At 38.4% G+C, this 16,755-nt stretch carries 20 protein-coding genes; 14 read left to right on the top strand and 6 right to left on the bottom strand.

The features are described from left to right. The first annotated feature begins 57 nt into the window (after positions 1–57). Both AWM68_RS00635 and AWM68_RS00640 read left to right on the top strand, forming a co-directional pair. Positions 58–1,080 carry a fatty acid desaturase gene (locus AWM68_RS00635; RefSeq protein WP_066236096.1) on the top strand — a complete coding sequence of 341 codons (1,023 nt, stop codon included), beginning with the start codon at positions 58–60 and terminating at the stop codon, positions 1,078–1,080. Positions 1,081–1,279: 199 nt separating this feature from the next. Then, positions 1,280–1,768, top strand: a complete 489-nt coding sequence (locus tag AWM68_RS00640; RefSeq protein ID WP_066236098.1) for a hypothetical protein — start codon at positions 1,280–1,282, stop codon at positions 1,766–1,768. A gap of 51 nt (positions 1,769–1,819) precedes the next feature. Here the strand turns inward: AWM68_RS00640 and AWM68_RS00645 are convergent, their stop codons facing one another. Beyond that, complete coding sequence (locus AWM68_RS00645) at positions 1,820–2,050, bottom strand: hypothetical protein (protein WP_066236100.1); 231 nt, start codon at positions 2,048–2,050, stop codon at positions 1,820–1,822. A 248-nt stretch (positions 2,051–2,298) separates the two neighbouring features. Here AWM68_RS00645 and AWM68_RS00650 point away from each other — a divergent pair, with 248 nt between their 5' ends. Beyond that, positions 2,299–2,712: a MarR family winged helix-turn-helix transcriptional regulator gene (locus tag AWM68_RS00650; RefSeq protein WP_066236102.1), complete on the top strand. Its 414-nt coding sequence runs from the start codon at positions 2,299–2,301 to the stop codon at positions 2,710–2,712. Positions 2,713–2,868: 156 nt separating this feature from the next. On the opposite strand, the gene AWM68_RS21950 is transcribed toward AWM68_RS00650, so the two are convergent. Further along, positions 2,869–2,991: a hypothetical protein gene (locus tag AWM68_RS21950; RefSeq protein ID WP_269446768.1), complete on the bottom strand. Its 123-nt coding sequence runs from the start codon at positions 2,989–2,991 to the stop codon at positions 2,869–2,871. Positions 2,992–3,235: 244 nt separating this feature from the next. On the opposite strand from AWM68_RS21950, the gene AWM68_RS00655 reads away from it, so the two are divergent. The 3 genes from AWM68_RS00655 (at position 3,236) to AWM68_RS00665 (ending at position 6,251) form a co-directional block, all read left to right on the top strand. Then, entirely contained in the window at positions 3,236–4,978 is a 1,743-nt protein-coding gene (locus AWM68_RS00655) for a carbon starvation CstA family protein (RefSeq protein ID WP_066236104.1), read from the top strand. A gap of 64 nt (positions 4,979–5,042) precedes the next feature. After that, positions 5,043–5,306 carry a cory-CC-star protein gene (locus tag AWM68_RS00660; protein WP_066236106.1) on the top strand — a complete coding sequence of 88 codons (264 nt, stop codon included), beginning with the start codon at positions 5,043–5,045 and terminating at the stop codon, positions 5,304–5,306. 12 nt (positions 5,307–5,318) lie between these two features. Further along, positions 5,319–6,251: an ArsA family ATPase gene (locus AWM68_RS00665; protein ID WP_066236108.1), complete on the top strand. Its 933-nt coding sequence runs from the start codon at positions 5,319–5,321 to the stop codon at positions 6,249–6,251. Between the two features lie 234 nt (positions 6,252–6,485). Here AWM68_RS00665 and AWM68_RS00670 read toward each other — a convergent pair whose 3' ends face one another. Further along, positions 6,486–7,265 (bottom strand): class I SAM-dependent methyltransferase, encoded by a 780-nt coding sequence (locus AWM68_RS00670; protein WP_066236110.1) that lies wholly within the window; start codon positions 7,263–7,265, stop codon positions 6,486–6,488. Between the two features lie 497 nt (positions 7,266–7,762). On the opposite strand from AWM68_RS00670, the gene AWM68_RS00675 reads away from it, so the two are divergent. Further along, positions 7,763–8,464, top strand: coding sequence for a vanadium-dependent haloperoxidase (locus AWM68_RS00675; protein WP_066236113.1), 702 nt, complete (start codon positions 7,763–7,765; stop codon positions 8,462–8,464). Between the two features lie 434 nt (positions 8,465–8,898). On the opposite strand, the gene AWM68_RS00680 is transcribed toward AWM68_RS00675, so the two are convergent. After that, positions 8,899–9,756 (bottom strand): TIGR03943 family putative permease subunit, encoded by an 858-nt coding sequence (locus AWM68_RS00680; RefSeq protein ID WP_066236115.1) that lies wholly within the window; start codon positions 9,754–9,756, stop codon positions 8,899–8,901. A gap of 14 nt (positions 9,757–9,770) precedes the next feature. Further along, positions 9,771–10,682, bottom strand: coding sequence for a permease (locus AWM68_RS00685; RefSeq protein ID WP_066236117.1), 912 nt, complete (start codon positions 10,680–10,682; stop codon positions 9,771–9,773). Between the two features lie 216 nt (positions 10,683–10,898). On the opposite strand from AWM68_RS00685, the gene AWM68_RS00690 reads away from it, so the two are divergent. Beyond that, the gene (locus tag AWM68_RS00690; protein ID WP_066236119.1) at positions 10,899–11,726 is read left to right on the top strand and encodes a VanW family protein; all 828 of its coding nucleotides are present in this window, start codon (positions 10,899–10,901) and stop codon (positions 11,724–11,726) included. A 29-nt stretch (positions 11,727–11,755) separates the two neighbouring features. Here AWM68_RS00690 and AWM68_RS00695 read toward each other — a convergent pair whose 3' ends face one another. Further along, the gene (locus AWM68_RS00695) at positions 11,756–12,460 is read right to left on the bottom strand and encodes a hypothetical protein (RefSeq protein ID WP_066236122.1); all 705 of its coding nucleotides are present in this window, start codon (positions 12,458–12,460) and stop codon (positions 11,756–11,758) included. 279 nt (positions 12,461–12,739) lie between these two features. Here AWM68_RS00695 and corA point away from each other — a divergent pair, with 279 nt between their 5' ends. The 6 genes from corA (at position 12,740) to AWM68_RS00725 (ending at position 16,561) form a co-directional block, all read left to right on the top strand. After that, a complete protein-coding gene (gene corA / locus AWM68_RS00700; protein WP_156488266.1) occupies positions 12,740–13,693 on the top strand; it encodes a magnesium/cobalt transporter CorA in 954 nt (317 codons plus the stop codon). A gap of 64 nt (positions 13,694–13,757) precedes the next feature. Continuing rightward, complete coding sequence (locus AWM68_RS00705) at positions 13,758–14,189, top strand: general stress protein (protein WP_066236126.1); 432 nt, start codon at positions 13,758–13,760, stop codon at positions 14,187–14,189. Positions 14,190–14,296: 107 nt separating this feature from the next. Then, complete coding sequence (locus AWM68_RS00710) at positions 14,297–14,908, top strand: phosphatase PAP2 family protein (RefSeq protein WP_066236128.1); 612 nt, start codon at positions 14,297–14,299, stop codon at positions 14,906–14,908. Positions 14,909–14,996: 88 nt separating this feature from the next. After that, positions 14,997–15,518 (top strand): hypothetical protein, encoded by a 522-nt coding sequence (locus tag AWM68_RS00715; protein ID WP_066236130.1) that lies wholly within the window; start codon positions 14,997–14,999, stop codon positions 15,516–15,518. An 85-nt stretch (positions 15,519–15,603) separates the two neighbouring features. Then, entirely contained in the window at positions 15,604–15,825 is a 222-nt protein-coding gene (locus tag AWM68_RS00720) for a hypothetical protein (RefSeq protein WP_066236132.1), read from the top strand. Positions 15,826–15,913: 88 nt separating this feature from the next. Then, a complete protein-coding gene (locus tag AWM68_RS00725) occupies positions 15,914–16,561 on the top strand; it encodes a nitroreductase family protein (protein ID WP_066236134.1) in 648 nt (215 codons plus the stop codon). Positions 16,562–16,755 lie beyond the last annotated feature (194 nt).

Genomic DNA, 16,755 nt, shown 5'->3' on the forward strand with positions numbered 1-16,755 from the left:
CTATATTCAAAATATGTGTTACTATAATGAAGATGTGAAATAAAGGAGACTGATTTAATGAGCGATCATTCGAAGTACGACATTCGTGAATGGAAGAAAAAATTAGCACCATTTGAACGCCCGCGTATATCAGCAAGTGTATGGCAGTTAATTAATTCAGTAGGACCATTTCTTATCTTATGGGTTCTTGCTTACTTGAGTTTAAATATATCATTTTGGTTAACACTTCTTTGTGCTGTTCCTGCAGCAGGTTTCTTAGTTCGTACATTTATCATTTTTCATGATTGCACACACTATTCATTTTTCAAAAGCCGTAAAGCCAATCAAATTGTAGGCATATTTACTGGTCTATTCACATTTTGTTCCTATGAACAATGGAAGAATAGCCATGCAACACACCATGCTACAAACGGAAACTTAGAAAAGCGCGGTGTTGGTGATGTTTGGACAATGACATTGCAAGAATATGCACAAGCTTCTTGGTTTAAAAGGTTGCAATATCGAACATATCGAAACCCGATTGTCCTTTTTTTAATCGGACCCTTATATATCTTTTTGATTGATTACCGTTTTAATGCAAAAAATGCTTCAAAAAAAGAGAAAGTGCACGTTTGGTTAACAAATGTGGCTTTAGTCTCAATCGTATTAACTGTTGGTTTTGCAATTGGCTGGAAAGCCTTTTTATTAGTAGAGCTGCCGATCTTCTACATCGCAACATTCTCTGGAGTGTGGCTGTTCTATGTGCAGCATCAATTTGAAGATGGTTACTTTGAAAACAACGAAAAGTGGAACTATGTAGAAGCAGCTTTAAAAGGAAGTTCGTTCTACAAGCTTCCCAAAGTTCTTCAGTGGTTTACAGGTAATATTGGGTTCCACCATGTGCATCACTTGAACTCTCGCGTGCCAAATTATCATTTGGAGAAGGCACATAAGAGTGACCCTCGTCTTCAGGATGTGCCAACCCTTACACTTCTAACAAGCTTAAAATCCTTAACGTTTAAGCTATGGGATGAACAATCCAAGAAGTTTATTGGCAATAGAGACATTCGTAATTTTATTAGAAAAAATAGAGCAGCATAAATCATTATAAGCCACTCCGCACCGTGTTAATAAAACGGTGAGGGATGGCTTTTTTTTGAATTAGAAGGTTAGCTGATGCTGGATAACTGACGATTCTAAAAGGATTGGCATTAGTCCTGTTTTTTATTAGGCACCATTTGCCTGTTAACCTTCATATACTAAACACATGCCGACTCCATATGAAAAGAGGAGGATAGTCATGAAGTTGAATGTACAATATATTCCACTAAATAAGATTAAGCCGAATCTTACCACTAAGATAACAGAACATGTCAAGCAGCTAAGAAATAGAATGTGGGACTGTATGTATATGTTGGTTGTAAAAAGAGAAAAAAGTAATGATTACAGCATTATTTGTGGAAATGACCGTTATGAGTATTTAACGAAACACACAAAAAATAAATTTGCGCTATGTATTATAGATGAGCAATCAAATGAGACATGTGATAAGAACTGGTTTAAGACTTTATTTCATACGGAACGAAGAAAAACAGGTAAAGAATGGGTGCGCGACAATTTGAGTACCAAATCTGTCTCAATCATTCGTGATTTTATAAAAGAAGATACAAGATTTAAAGAACTTTCTCCTTTTCAGCGTTTAAGAGTCATCTTACTGGCTGTTAAGTATAAGAATACAGTTATTTCTTGTATGAAGTCGAAAGTAGTGGAATTGCTAAAAACACGCTAGCATAGAACAAAAGAACAGCACTCCTGTCTATAAGTGGAGTGCTGTTCTCGTTTACATATCCCATAAATCACTAACCTTAATCGTAGGATCGACTCTTTTAACGGCATATAAAATTTTTCTAATTGCAATCATTCGTGGATTCTTATTTGGATTAGATGCTAATTCTTCTATCATTTTTCTTTCGATGCCCGTTGTTCGAGATAACCAGTCAGTATCTTTCTTATGCTGTTCGAGCCAAAAGCCTAGCTTACTGCGTTTCTGCTCCACTCTGTACATATTCATTGATACCCCCAACTCAAATTCCTTATCTCTATAAATCTTTGTTACCCTAATGAAGGGCGTATAAAACCTCTTGACTCGAACAATAACGAGTCTTTAGTACTAAAATAGATAGGCGTATTAAGAAAAGGACCTTCAAAGGAATGTTTTTGTAGTAAAAAAATACTAAATGTTTATATGGATAAAAGTAAGGGTGAAAGATATGAATTTTCAGACGAATCCTTTATAGTGATAAAGAGGAGGTGTTTTTGTTGGACGATGTTAGGAGTTTGTTGCAAAGTTTAAGTAGACGGTATGATCGTTTACAAAAAAGCAGCTTTCGTATGGGTGAGTCAGATCTAACACTCGCACATAGCCATATCCTGTATGAATTAAATAAACACACTCAGCTTTCTATGCAGCAAACTGCAGATAATTTAGGGGTTGATATCACAACGTTTAGCAGGCAGATTCAAACCTTAATCAAAGCAGGGCTTGTTTCAAAGACTCCATACCCCAACGATAAACGAATATATTTGCTTAGTTTAACAGAAAAAGGGGAACAAACAGCATCCCACATTGACACAATCATAAACAAACGTTTAATGGAAAGTTTTTCGCGACTCTCTGATTTTGAACGTGATACGATTCTTCATTCGTTGAAAATCTTGACCAAGGTGATGTAACGAAAAATAGTCCATGAATCGCGCTTTTTGTTCATTCATGCAAGGCAAGTGGAATGAAACGCCTGGACTGCCTCCTGGAGCAAATAAAAAGAGTACCTGATCGATCAGATACTCTGGATTAAGTAAAAATATATGATGGCGGTTTATTTATCTTTTTTAATGTTTATCTTTCCTGACTGAAAGAAGAAAATGGACAAGCAGCTGTTGAAGATGCTGATCTTGTATCTTTTTCTTTGTGAAATGACGTTTCACTAGATGACGGATGATCACTTCACTCATTTTCTTTTCCTCCCTTCTCTGTTTCCCCATATTTCTCCTTCAATCGATAATTATCCTTTAAATTGTCGAAACAATAGTACTGCTTTCCTAGAATGGGCACGTTTTTAATAGACTCGGTACATTTGAAGGAGAGGATAAGTTGTATAACCCTTCAGATTAAATAGTCAGAATATATTGACTAGTGTGAACGCTTTCATTTATGATTTATATGTAAGACCAGGTCATAAGGAGGGGGTTATTGAAAATGAATTCCGTTTGGTTAGCCATTATTGGGATGTTGATGTTTGCGTTTGGGTACAAGTACTACTCCAAGTTCGTAGCAGAAAAAATTTATAAACTTGACCCGAATTATGTTACACCGGCTCACAAGTACAATGATGGAGTCGACTTTGTTCCTACTAATAAATTTGTTTTATGGGGACATCACTTTTCTTCTGTAGCAGGAGCGTCGCCCATTGTAGGACCTGCGATCGCACTATACTGGGGCTGGTTGCCTGCATTTTTATGGGTGATCTTCGGTACCGTGTTTGCCGCAGGTATTCATGATTTCGGTACACTTGTATTATCTGCACGACATAAGGGACAATCTGTCGGATCGATTACAAGCACGATCATTGGAAAACGTGCAAAAATTATGTTCTTATTCATTATTTTAATCTTGATGTTAATGGTTAACGCCGTATTTGCATGGGTTATTTCAAATCTGTTTATTAAATTTCCGGCAAGTGTTCTGCCAATCTTTATCGAGATTCCATTAGCGGTATGGATTGGGTACGCGGTATACAAAAATAAAAAAGAAATGCTTATTCCATCCATCATTGCTTTAGTGATCATGTATGGTACAGCTATCCTTTCCAGTAAGATTCCGGCACTCCAAATTGACTTAGTGAAATATTTTGGTGGTGCAGAAGCTGCAGGGTTATTCGGTCTAGGTGCGGTTGGTTCTGCTTTCCTAGTTTGGATCATCATACTCATGGTTTATTGTTACATATCTTCAGTTCTCCCAGTGTGGAAGCTTCTTCAGCCTCGTGATTACATCAATTCCCACCAGCTAGTTGTTGGATTAATTATGCTTTATCTAGGTCTTGTTTTCCTTCAGCCGAAGATTACGGCACCAGCCGTAAACGCTTCTGCAGGAGATGTTCCATGGTTCCCGCTGTTATTTATCACGATTGCTTGTGGAGCGATCTCAGGATTCCACGGTCTTGTTTCATCAGGGACAACTTCCAAACAGCTTGATAAAGAAACAGATGCTCGTTTTGTTGGCTATGCAGGTGCTGTTGGTGAAGGTACTCTTGCATTAATCGCAATCATTGCGGTTTCAACCGTTTTTGCTACACAAGGAGATTTCTTAGCAACGTATAACAGCTTTGCTGCAGCAAGTTCAGGCGGACTTGGTGCCTTTATCGGCGGAGCGGCTCAGCTTGCGACAGGAATCTGGATCCCAGCTGATATCGCTGCAACAATCGTTGCTGTTATAATCGTAAGTTTTGCTGCTACCTCTCTTGATACATCGTTCCGATTAATGCGTTATATCATTTCAGAGCTTGGTGTAGAATACAAGGTTCGTTCTCTTGAAAAGAAACATGTGGCAACATCCATCGCCGCAGTTTCCTCTACAGCTCTTGTTATCCTTCCACAAGGTCCGAATGGTTTTGGATCAGGCGGATATCTGTTATGGCCATTGTTTGGAACAAGTAATCAGCTTTTAGCGGGGATTTCTTTGCTCCTTATCACCATCTGGCTAAAACGTCTTGGCCGAAATTATATGGTTACGTTAATACCGATGCTCTTTGTTTTCTTTATGACACTTTGGGCAATGATTCAGCAGGTTGTGTTTACCTGGTCAGGTATGGGGGATAACGATGCAAACATGCTGCTCTTTATCTTCGGAAGCTTGATTTTAGGATTTACGCTATGGATTATTTTAGAAGCGTTAGCTACATTTAGAAATAAGACAACAGAACCGTTAACAACGGATATGTAATCGTGAAGTAGAGGCTAGGAAAGCTAGTCTCTACTTTCTTTTAAAGGAGGGGGCATCGAGAGATATGTCTTTTTTAGAGAAATTGAAAACAGCGGTTGATCTGTACGATCAAATTTTGAAGCAACCGCATCGCGCTGAAATTGCTAGAGAATTAAGAAATGAAGAGGATTTGTTCATGCTTCTGTGTGTATCCGAAATGCTAGGAATACCCAATCCAGCTTATTATTACACGTTAGAACTTTATCCTTTGCTATTAGAAAAATTTCACGATTGGCATATGAGAATGGGTATGGATAAATCACCTTTAGAAGGAATTCGCTGCTGTTAGGAGAGAATCAATATGCAGATTTATTTTATTGGAGGAAAAGGCGGAGTGGGTAAGAGTACAACGGCTTCTGCATTTGCTGTTCTTTGCGCACGAGAAGGGAAAAAGACGCTTCTCGTTTCAACTGACCCAGCCCATAATACAGGAGATCTTTTTCAAGTGAAAAAAGTAAAAGGGAAGACGAACATTGCCCATAACCTGGATTTAATTGAAATTGATTCTGACAAAGAAGCATTGGCGTATATGGAGCAAGTAAAGCAGAACATAAAAGGGCTAGTAAAGGTGACAATGCTTGAAGAGGTTCACCGTCAGCTCGATCTTGCCGGTAAATCACCTGGCGCTGCAGAAGCGGCTGTATTTGATAAGATGACTTCCATATTGCTTGAAGATAGTAAATCATATGACGCAGTTGTTTTTGATACCGCACCAACGGGTCACACATTAAGACTTTTGCTCTTACCAGAATTCATGGGTGTCTGGATGGATGGACTGTTAGAGAAGCGTAAAAAAGTTCAGGATAACTACACCCAGCTCTTGTATGACGGTGAAACGAGAGAGGATCCGATCTATGACGTTCTCCAGGCGAGAAGGCAAAAGTTTAGTAAAGTAAGAGAGTTAATCATTGATAAGGAAAAAACGGCCTATATGATGGTAGTGAACCCTGAAAGACTGCCAATCTTAGAAACGGCGAGTGCGGTAAAAACATTAAAAGAACATGGCATCTCGGTGAGTAAAATTATCGTCAACAAAGTCATTCCTGAAGATGTAGAAGGAACATTTATGAGGAATCGAAAGGAAGCTGAGCGTCCGTACCTCGAAGACATTAAACAAATGTTTAAAGAGACAGAGAAGATATATGTTCCGATGTTCGACCATGACATCGCAACAAGAGAAGGATTGCAGGAATACAGCGAATTCTTGAAAACGGCGGAACTAATGAAGGCATAGTAAAAAACCAGTGAGGCCTATAGGCTGTCGCTGGTTTTTTTGGTAGTTTTCCATCTGGAAAGGACACCTTTTTCTGTGAATTATAATTTGTGGATTAATGAGCTATTTTTGTGGATTTAAAGTTAATATTTGTGGATTGTACCGCAAAATTTCTGGATTGGACAACAAAACTTCTGGATACATCACTTATTTGTCTTGAGACGTGTCTTCCCCAAAAAGATTATAATGAGTTGCCTATTTTTTTCTAGCTAAAAACAAGGCTACAGCATGTTTTTTCGAAATCTGTCCGCCTTTCTGCTGAATCGACTTATTGATTCCCTTATAAAGAGGATCTTTTTGATAGGAAGGAAGCACTTGATGTCCAGAATGAGTGTTTAAAAGTCCAATATATTCATCTGCTGAATAAACTTGATCCCAAATATACGTATGGACTTTTAAATCATGAAATTTACCTGAAGCTAAAGTGAGGTGACTCCGCTCTTCAATAAATTCTTCTAATGATGGAGTGTTGCGGTCATTTAAATGTGGTGCATGGTTTTCATATGCTTTTCTTATCGATTGGTAGACAGGTTCTTCTGAAGATACATGAACGAACCAAAAAAGTGCAAGTACACCATCGTCATTTAGCAGAGAGGAAACTTTTTGGTAGCCTTCTTCATAAGGAATAAAGTGAAATGCCGTTCCTGAAAAAGCGAGATCAAATTTCTTTTTGCTTGGATTCGTCCATTCTTCAAAACCAGAATGAAAAACGTGTAGATCAGGAAAGGCAGAAAATTTTTTCTGAGTCAGCTTAGCAAGATTTTCTCCATATTCGATGCAAGTAATGTTCGCATAACCCCTTTGTAAAAAAACCTCAGTTGCCTTTCCTGTTCCGCTTCCAATCTCCAAAAGTGTCTCATTCACATCTAAGTTCGAGAAAGCGAGAATATCCTTGAATAAGTCAGCCGGATAAGAAGGACGGAATCGCTCATAAGAATCCGCGACAAAATTAAACGATTGTTTAAGTGAAGACAACTAGATCAGCCCCATTTTTATTTTTAAGGAAAATGATACCAAATTATAAGAGTTGTGAATAGAGAAAAGAAAAAAGGCTTGCAGCTATACAATACCTTTTTTTATTTTTCCTTAAATTTTTCGGAGGTAAATAATAATTCAATCGGCTCGTCATGACTGAATAACCTATTCTGCTATACATTACTATATAAAGGAACAATACAGGTCTGCGAATCTTAGAAAATCAATGTTTTAAGCTGAAAATGTTTGTTTAACTACCAAAACGGCATCCGTTCTAAAGGTTCTGTCCAGTTTCATAAACTTTATAATGTACAAAGATAGCGGAAATAGAGTGTGCTGCGCGCGAAAATGCAGCAGCCGTGCGTGGATTGGTGAAACTTGCGTGTAAAAAAGGAGGCAGCGCGTGAAAGTAAGGAAGTACCGCGCGTAAAACGCTGCACACTGCGCGCAGAAGTAATAGAACCGTAGACCTCATGAGAGCAAAAAGGGGGCTAAAAATGAGAGATTATTTAAGGTGGTCTGCCATTCCATATCCAGGTGAGTTTTATCCCCCAACTCCAGTAACTCCTGACGCAGGGTCATGGCCGATGTTTTTTATTACGAGAAAAGGGCACGAATTTTTTGACCCTTTTAGAAACCCGATCACATGGAAAATTAAGAACCCTAATCTGATTAATTGGGAAAGTGAGCTTAATCTTGTAAAACAAGTGCTTCAACAGGTAACGCCTGAACAGATCAGGATTGCTCAAGTTTGGGCAACGGGAGAGGTAAATAGGCAGACTATGCCTTTCGTTTATAACATGATGGAAACATACGGACTTGCCTCAACGAAAGCAGCTAGATTTTTAGCATTCTATCAAGCTGCCATTAACGATGCATTTGTGATTACGTGGTACTTTAAATATCTTTGGGACGTTGCACGACCTTGTCAATATGATCCGAATTTAAAAACGGTATTGTCCACCCCTCGTTTTCCAGGATATCCTTCTGCTCACGCAGTTATGGCTGGGTGTTCCGAGGTGATTTTAAGCTACTATTTTCCACAGGAAACATACCGTATACACCAGCTGATGGAAGAGTGTGCAATGTCGAGATTATATGCAGGTGTTCATTTTAAGGTTGATAATGATGAGGGACTGTCACTCGGAAGGCAGCTTGGGGAGTTGGTTGTTCAACTGATTAGGTCACAGAATATATGAAAAAAACCGGAAGAGTAAAAATGTTTGCCGTATATGATGATGTTCTTGGTTTAGTTGACCAAATCGCTATGCAGGGCGATTTGGTTCTTTTTTTGAAGGCATCTATACTTGTGTGGAAAATCTTTTAAACGAATAAAGAGCTTAGCGGAAGAAGGAGTTAGAAACTAAAAGTAGAATTTATTTCAAGGATTGTATTGTTATTTTCAGTAAGAATAGTTAAACAACGATTAGTAAAATGGGAGTTATAAGATGAAAAATAAAAATAGAAATTCTTTTTTAAAGAAATCCTAATTGAAATTATATATGAAGTGGTATGGAACATCTTAATGTTTATACCAAGAATTATCTTTCGCTTAATAAGAAGCATTTGGTAAATATAAAAAAATCGCTTAACTCAACTGTTAAGCGATTTTTCTGTTGTCTTACAGAAGTTTTTAATATCCTCTAAATACATATTCTTCTTCTGGTTTTTTGATCTCTTTCCAGCTCTTCACTTTTACATAAGGGATATCTGCTTTAAATGGCTGATAATACTGAGTCTCAATGGTTCCATCCACTTCGATCCATTTATCGTTTGGAAACGATGTGCCTTCAGGTAACTCCACCATCATTCCGAATACACCAGAGTCAGCAATGCAGTGAATGATGCCGAAGCGAAGGAGAAACAATTCATTTTTCTTACTCTTAGACTGATCTTCAGCATTATACGTAAACCCCGTAAACTGTACCTTTTTATCAAGAAAGATTCCAGGTTTGTAATAGATGCTTTCCATCCCTTTTAAATAATTGCTGTCGTTTAACACGACGGTATCGCCTTTTGTAAACGGCTTAAGTTCTTGATCCATGATGGTGTTATAACTTTCCTTACCATAATACACACTCGTATCTGGTTTTAAAAATTGATGCTCTCCAAAGTCACCTTCATTTTCAAGGCCCTTAAAGTGGAAGCCCTTTGTTTTAACGGTCTCCGAATCTAGAGAAGCAATAGGAAAAAACAGACCAGAGATAATCGGGAAAATGAGTATGCTGTTAACGGTTAAGTTTTTAAAACGTGAAGGTTTTTTGTGATGATTATGCCCACAATCAGGTGTACAAGAGTCATCATGTTCATGATCCCCGTCTTCACTTTTGCCATAGATGTAGAACTGTACGAGCGTTAAAAAACCTAGAATAAATATGGCCGAAAATGAGATATACGAATATTTCATGTTAATATATTTGCTGATATCACCCGTCGCATGCAAGTGCATGAACAAAAAAGTAAAACCAATGAGTATCAGAATACGGATCATACGTTAACACCTCCCTAGAGAAATAATGATCCGAGCAGCACAAGGACCGTAATATATCCGATCAGACTTAACACTAACTTCTTCTTAAAAGCAGCAACCATCATCAATACATTCTTGATATCAAGCATGGGTCCGTATACAAGGAACGCAACGATTGATCCGATCGTAAATGTGCTCTGAAAAGAAGAGGCGATAAAAGCATCTGCTTCTGAGCAAAGTGAGAGCACAAAAGCCAATCCCATCATTACGAGAGAAGAGGAAACCTCACCTTGTCCGATTTCAAGCAATGTTGAAGTTTTTACATACGTCTGCATGCTTGCGGCAATCAACGCACCAATAACGAGGTATTTCCCTACCGAGAAAAATTCCTCAACTGCATGTACAAATGTCCCTTTAATCTTGTTGTAAAGGGAAATTTGTGGTGTGGAAATAGCTGCAGCTGTTTCTATGCCGCCTGGTGAATGTGTAAGGGCACCAATCTCATTCTTCAGTACTTTAGCATTCTTAAACTGAACAGCTAGCAAGAAACCTACAAGTACCGCTACGATCATGGCAAGACCACCTCGATAGATCATAACATCCCACTGATTGCCGAATGCGACAAATGTAGAAAATAACACAACAGGATTAATAATCGGCCCTGTCAGCATAAAAGGAATGGCAGCAAAAACAGGAACCCCCTTAGCAATTAACCTTCTCGTAATCGGAACGATTCCACATTCACAAGCTGGGAAAATAGCCCCTAAGAAAGCACCAAACAAGATTGCAGCCAATTTGTTCTTAGGCATGATACGTGCCACCATTTCTTCTGTAACAAACATCTGAATAACACCAGCAATGAGCACACCGATAAGAACAAAAGGAAGTGCTTCAATGAGGATGCTAATAAATACGGTATTCATCTGTAAAAAGGATTTGTCGAGCATCCAAGTTTTCCTCCAAACCAATCAACGATTCTTTAACTAATTATCATCTTAACTATACATTTTGTGAAGTAAAATTCTATTCGACATTAACCACATGATAACGTAACAAATGAAGGAAAATAAATGGTAAATAAAGAATTAGAAGATTGTGGGAAATGGGGTCTGACCCCAAACAATTTATTTCCCAAGCTGAAATTGAGCAAAAGGGGGTACAGTATGAACCATTTTGACCTGCGTCCGAAACGGCGTTCGGCCTTTCGAATCTCACTAGGCAAAAAATATTACACGTTAAAAAGATACATAGAATGGTTTACTGATGATCAAACCTATGCAAAAACAATAAGCAGTGAAAAACTTCCTTTCGTCAGTTTTTCGCATCAGACGATTCTTCTTCGGAAATTAAAAGACGTGGATATGTGGTATCAGCATAACAAAGTGAAAAATCTTCAGATTGCTATAAAGCGATTAAATGGAATCGTGGTCAAGCCTGGAGAGACGTTTTCCTATTGGAAGAGAATCGGAACGACAACACGTTCAAAAGGCTATGTGGATGGAATGGTTCTTTTTTACGGAACGTTTAAAAAGGGAACAGGAGGGGGGCTTTGCCAGCTGTCCAACTTGATTTACTGGATGACGCTGCACACGCCGCTAACTGTAACAGAGCGTCATCGGCATAGCTATGATGTGTTTCCTGATTCAAAGCGAACACAGCCGTTCGGCAGTGGAGCTACTTGTGCTTATAATTATTTGGATCTGCAGATCAAAAACACGACCGATAATAACTACCAGCTTCATCTTTACTTGACAGATACGCATCTTGTTGGAGAATGGCGCACTGAGCAGGAACCTCTGCAATCATACAAAGTGTATGAAAAAGAACATTGGATCACTCCTGCCTACTGGGGTGGGTATCTCAGGCACAATCTCATACATCGCAAAGTATTCAATCGTCAAAAGCAGCAGATCGATGATGAATATGTAACAGAAAACCATGCGATCATGATGTATGAGCCTCTCTTAGAATCCAGTCAAAAAGAAGCATAAAAAACCTTGGCCACTAACTGGCCAAGGTTTTATTTTGTCTTCAATTCAGTTAATCCTAAAAGTTCCAACAAAGGTTCTGGTTTCAGCTGTTTACGGCCATCAGCAGATTTCAAAGTAAAAGAGGGGAGTTCAGGGTCATAATGAATTTCAATTTTTTTACCGTTCACCACGACAATCCCGTAATCCTTTTGAAGAGGCGCATCTTCTTTGTCCATTGCTTCATCATTAACCCAATTTACAAATTGCTCAATCTTTTTTTGATCAGAGAGTGTACTGCAAGTTTCAGCCTCTTTAGAGGCATATACACATATACTGCTTGGTATCGACTCAATCCAACTCGTGCTTCGAATAATCGGTCGAAGGTCAAACTTAACTTCTGTTGTGTTTTCATGAGGGTTCCATCCACCGTCAATAAACAGCTCTGAATGATCCTTTTCCCAACTCGTTATAAATCCACCCGAACCTTCTATTGAAGCTTGTTTATGAACAAGTTTCCAGCCGTGAAGAGGCATCTGCTTTTTATAAAAAACGTAAACGTCATACCAATGATTTCCTTTCATGAGATAGTTATGTTCTTGAAATTCTAGCCCCTTATAAAGAGGAAGATCATCACGCTGTTCGGGAACAACAGTAACTGCTGCGTAACGATTTTTTTCGTTCATATAACTGTAAACAGAAACACCTGAAACGAAGAAGGCGATACATACACAAGCCATTATCAAAATCTTTTTCATGGTTTCCTCCCCATATCTTCTTACATTTAATTTTAGCAGAAAAAGGGAATTGTAAAATGTACGATTTAACTATTAATTCTTTTGTTTAATTGAAAAAGTAATGCTCTTCACGTATTGTAGATAAATATTGCATGCACAAAGCAAAGGTTTAAATAAAGTGAAAAAAGTTAAAAGAGATTATGGAAATGATACTATTAAGAGAAGGCTAAAAGAAGAAGAGCTACAAACATTGGATGCGAAGACAGCCTCCTAAGAGAAGATAAGAGAGAAGGTCTGCTCATGGTTCGAACGATAGCGATAATTGATCAAAAAGTAATCATCAACCCGCCATTCAGGCAATTGGCTGAGATTCAGCCGGATTGGTTCTGGGTGGATTTTGACAGTCCTACTCCTGGTGAGACAAACCTTCTTCGCTCGTTTTTTGATTTTCATCCATTAGCAGTAGAAGACTGTGTAAATGACCTGCAGAGGCCAAAGGTAGAATTTTATGAAGAGCATTTATTTTATGTTGTTCATGCTTTAGACCAAAAAACGCTTGAAGCGACAGAAGTGGATATCTTTACAACAAAAAACAGTGTTGTAACCTTTCATAAAACAAGTGTTCCTGAGATTGATTTTGTATGGGATTATTTAAAAGGGTTAGAGACCATTCCGTCAGAGTTAGGGAAAAATGAGCTCGTGCACAAGCTGATTGATAAACTAGTCGATATGTATTTTCCGATCATGCATGAGCTAGAAGAGCGTGTGATCTCGATTGAGAGCAATGAAGATGATGAAGCGCCAAAGCTGATCAACCAAATCTTTGATATTAGAGGAGATCTACTTACATTAAGAAAAACGGTTGTTCCGATGCGTGAGCTCTTATACCGAATGCTTGAGTCAAAACGAGTCGGTTTGGATGCAGATGAAAGATCCTACTTTCATGATATCTACGACCATCTGTTAAGATTAACAGACATGATGACATCAGCTCGAGAGATGACCTCAGATATTCGAGATAATTATATTTCGTTGAACTCGTATCGGATGAATAATATCATGAAAACATTAACGGTCATCACTACAATCTTCATGCCATTAACGTTTATAGCGGGATTATACGGAATGAACTTTGTAAACATGCCAGAGCTAGAAACAAAGAATGGCTACTTTTACGTACTTGGCTTTATGGTTTTGTTAGGTATCGTGATGTCTCTTTGGTTTAAGAAAAAAGGGTGGTTCGAACAGGATTAACTGCTGTTTAAAATGTGTTTAACAGGGGAACCTACTTGTAAAGAACCGTTTGGAGGGAAACCAAATGAAAAAAGATATTATCGGTACATACACAAGAGAAGAAGAAGCGGTTGGCGCGATTAAAGCGCTAGTTGAAAAAGGCTACCATCCTTCCGATATTTCCATTGTTGCAAAAGACGATGAATTGGTAGACAATGTTGCTGATGAAACGCATGTTAAAGAAGAACGAGTAACGGATGATGACGTGGACAGTGCCACTTACGGGACGATTGCTGGATTTTTAACAGGGATCGGAGGCGGTATCGCCGTTCCAGGCCTTGGAGTTCCGGGTGTTGGTCCTCTTCTTGCAGCTGGTCCTTTTGCAGCTATGTTTGATGACGGTGAAAAAGATATGAAAGAAATCCTTTTAAACATGGACGTGACAAAAGAAGATGCAGAACGCTACATGCAAGATCTGCAGGACGGGAAGATTCTCGTCATGGTTGAAAGAAAATAATGCAATACGGAGGAAGGCACCTATGATGAGGTGTCTTTTTTTCGTATAGAAAAAAGGTCTCGGGAAAAAATAACCTCAGTATACATAGACGAAGGTGATAGGATTCTATGAAAATAAGGAAAACTTCTTCTTCATCCATTTTTGTTTTATTGATTACCGGAACAATCTTTATTGTTTTAACAAGGGTAAGAAATCAAAATCCATACAGTTCACTTGATGAAGGATTCAGCCGCTCCATGTATAGATCGAGATTCTTTTCCAAACCATCAATGCTGTTTTTCACAAGCCTTGGATCAGGATTTTTTATGATTCCACTCGGTATGATTTTGTTCTTAAGCTACAAACGTACAGGAAACCGTGATAAAAGCAGTTTTATCCTTTTTAACCTATTTGGCGTCAGGCTTTTAACGGTACTTTTTAAACAAGTGTTTAAAAGAAAACCTCCGGAATGGGAAAGAAGAACGGAAGCAAGTTCGTACGGTTATCCAAGTGCTCATGCTATGAATGCAGCGGCTTTTTACAGCCTGTTACTTTGCTTATCGGGTTTCTCTAAAAATATGAAGATGATAGCAGGCTATATTGTATTTCTTTGTATAATTGGTATGAGCAGAGTGAAATTAGGCGTTCATTATGTGCTGGATGTGATTGCGGGAATAGTTGGCGGGGTGTTTTACAATCTTGCAGTTATAAAAACATACAATTTGTTTGTTAGACGCTAACTATTTTTTAGCGTCTTTTCTTTATGTTTTTGAAACTTTTTCCAATGATTTTCGTTTATAGTTGTATATGAATTGCGGGGTGTCATACATGGGGATTTTATTAGATGTTGTCTTTGCTTGCTTAATTTCATCTGGAATCGGCGTTACCCTTTATTATCTTTACAAAAATATAAAGGATAAAAAACAAGCCGTTCCTGTATTCGGCTTGTCCTATAGCGGCGAATATACCCAAAAGAATTTTTGGACAAATGAAATCATTATTGTTGTTGTCATTACGCAAGGATTTGGTTTCTTGAAGCTCTCTTTACCTGTTAATTTCTTAATGATTTGTTTGCTGGTCATACTAACTCTTCTTTATTTTACGCAGATTTGGAGAGGGGCAATTGGTAAGAAAGGTGTCGTATCCGCTACAACGTTTTATAACTGGCAACAGATCGATTCCGTAGATTGGATTACAGGACTTCAAGCTGAAAATCCTGGATATCCGAGCTGGGGTTTGGTTCGCTTTTATACGGGTGACAAGTATGTGGAGTTCGTGATTAAGAAAAAAGAAGAGGATAACGTCAGGTCTTTTGTAGAGAAGCAAATGAATCTTGCAAAAGCAAATTAGCTCACAACATTCGTAAGGTTAATAAAAGGTATTCAGTACTTTTCCTAGAATAAGTTAGATGTAAAAGGGAAAAGGTGGTTTTACAATGAAACCATATGTAAAAGCCGGATTGATTACAGCTGGAATTATCGTGTTGATTACCTCATATTTAGTCGGGGCATATGTAGAGAAATTAAATGTCCAAAGAGAGAGCCTAAATGCTGATCCGCTAAATTTTGTAAGTATTTTGTTAGGGATATCTCTCATTTTAATCGGATTAAGGATAAAAACGAAAAAGGATATGGATGCAGAAAACAGTGCAAAATAGCACTGTTTTTTTAGGTGTTTTGTAGACGGTTCCAATCTTTTGTATAATACAAGAAGTTAATACATTCATTGAGTCAGAGGAGACAATCATGAAATACGAAGATTTTAAAGAAATCGTGCACGGCAGAAGAAGTGTTCGTAAGTTTACGGATGAGTCAGTTGCCGAAGAAGATATTTATGAGATCATGGATTGCGCCCGCTATGCCCCAAGTGATACGAACTCACAAACATGGGAATTTATCGTAATTCGCAACAAAGATAAAGTGAAAAAAATTGAAGAGATGACGTGGGAGGCCATTCATAAACTCGCAGCAAGAGCAGAAGAGAACGGCAAGACGAAGGAAGCAAAATTACTGACTCGTTCGTTTGGCCCTTATGCAACAGCATTCTCAGGCGCTCCCGTGCTAATCATCTGTTTAGCTACTCCATACGAGTCAAAGTTCAGAGAAAAAATCTTTGATCCAATCGAGCTAGCGGAAGAGTCCGTTTGGGAAGAAGAAGGGATTAAGAGCAGCTGTCTTGCGATTCAAAACCTAATGCTGGCTGCGCATGCGCGCGGTCTAGGTTCTTGTCCTATGACCGGCCCTGTGTTATTGGCTCAAGATGCAATTCGTGAATATCTGGATATCTCGTCTGAGAAGCAGATCAACATGGTCATATCACTAGGTCATCCGCAAGATCAGCCGAAAAAATTGGCACGAAAAGCAGTAGAAGAGATCGTGACATACGTGGATTAATGAAAAACTGGCTTTCTTGGTTGCAGTAATGACCTAGGGAGCTAGTTTTTTGTTGGTTTAAGCTCGTTCAGCGACATTTATCCTCGCTAAACGAGCGCAAAATGAGATTTACGAGCGCAAAATGAACTGTGACTTCAGACCTATGAAATTTTAATGAAAAAAGGATTTTTTTCGACACATACCGAATATATGTT

Source organism: Fictibacillus phosphorivorans (genome assembly GCF_001619875.1).
GTDB lineage: Bacteria > Bacillota > Bacilli > Bacillales > Fictibacillaceae > Fictibacillus > Fictibacillus phosphorivorans_B.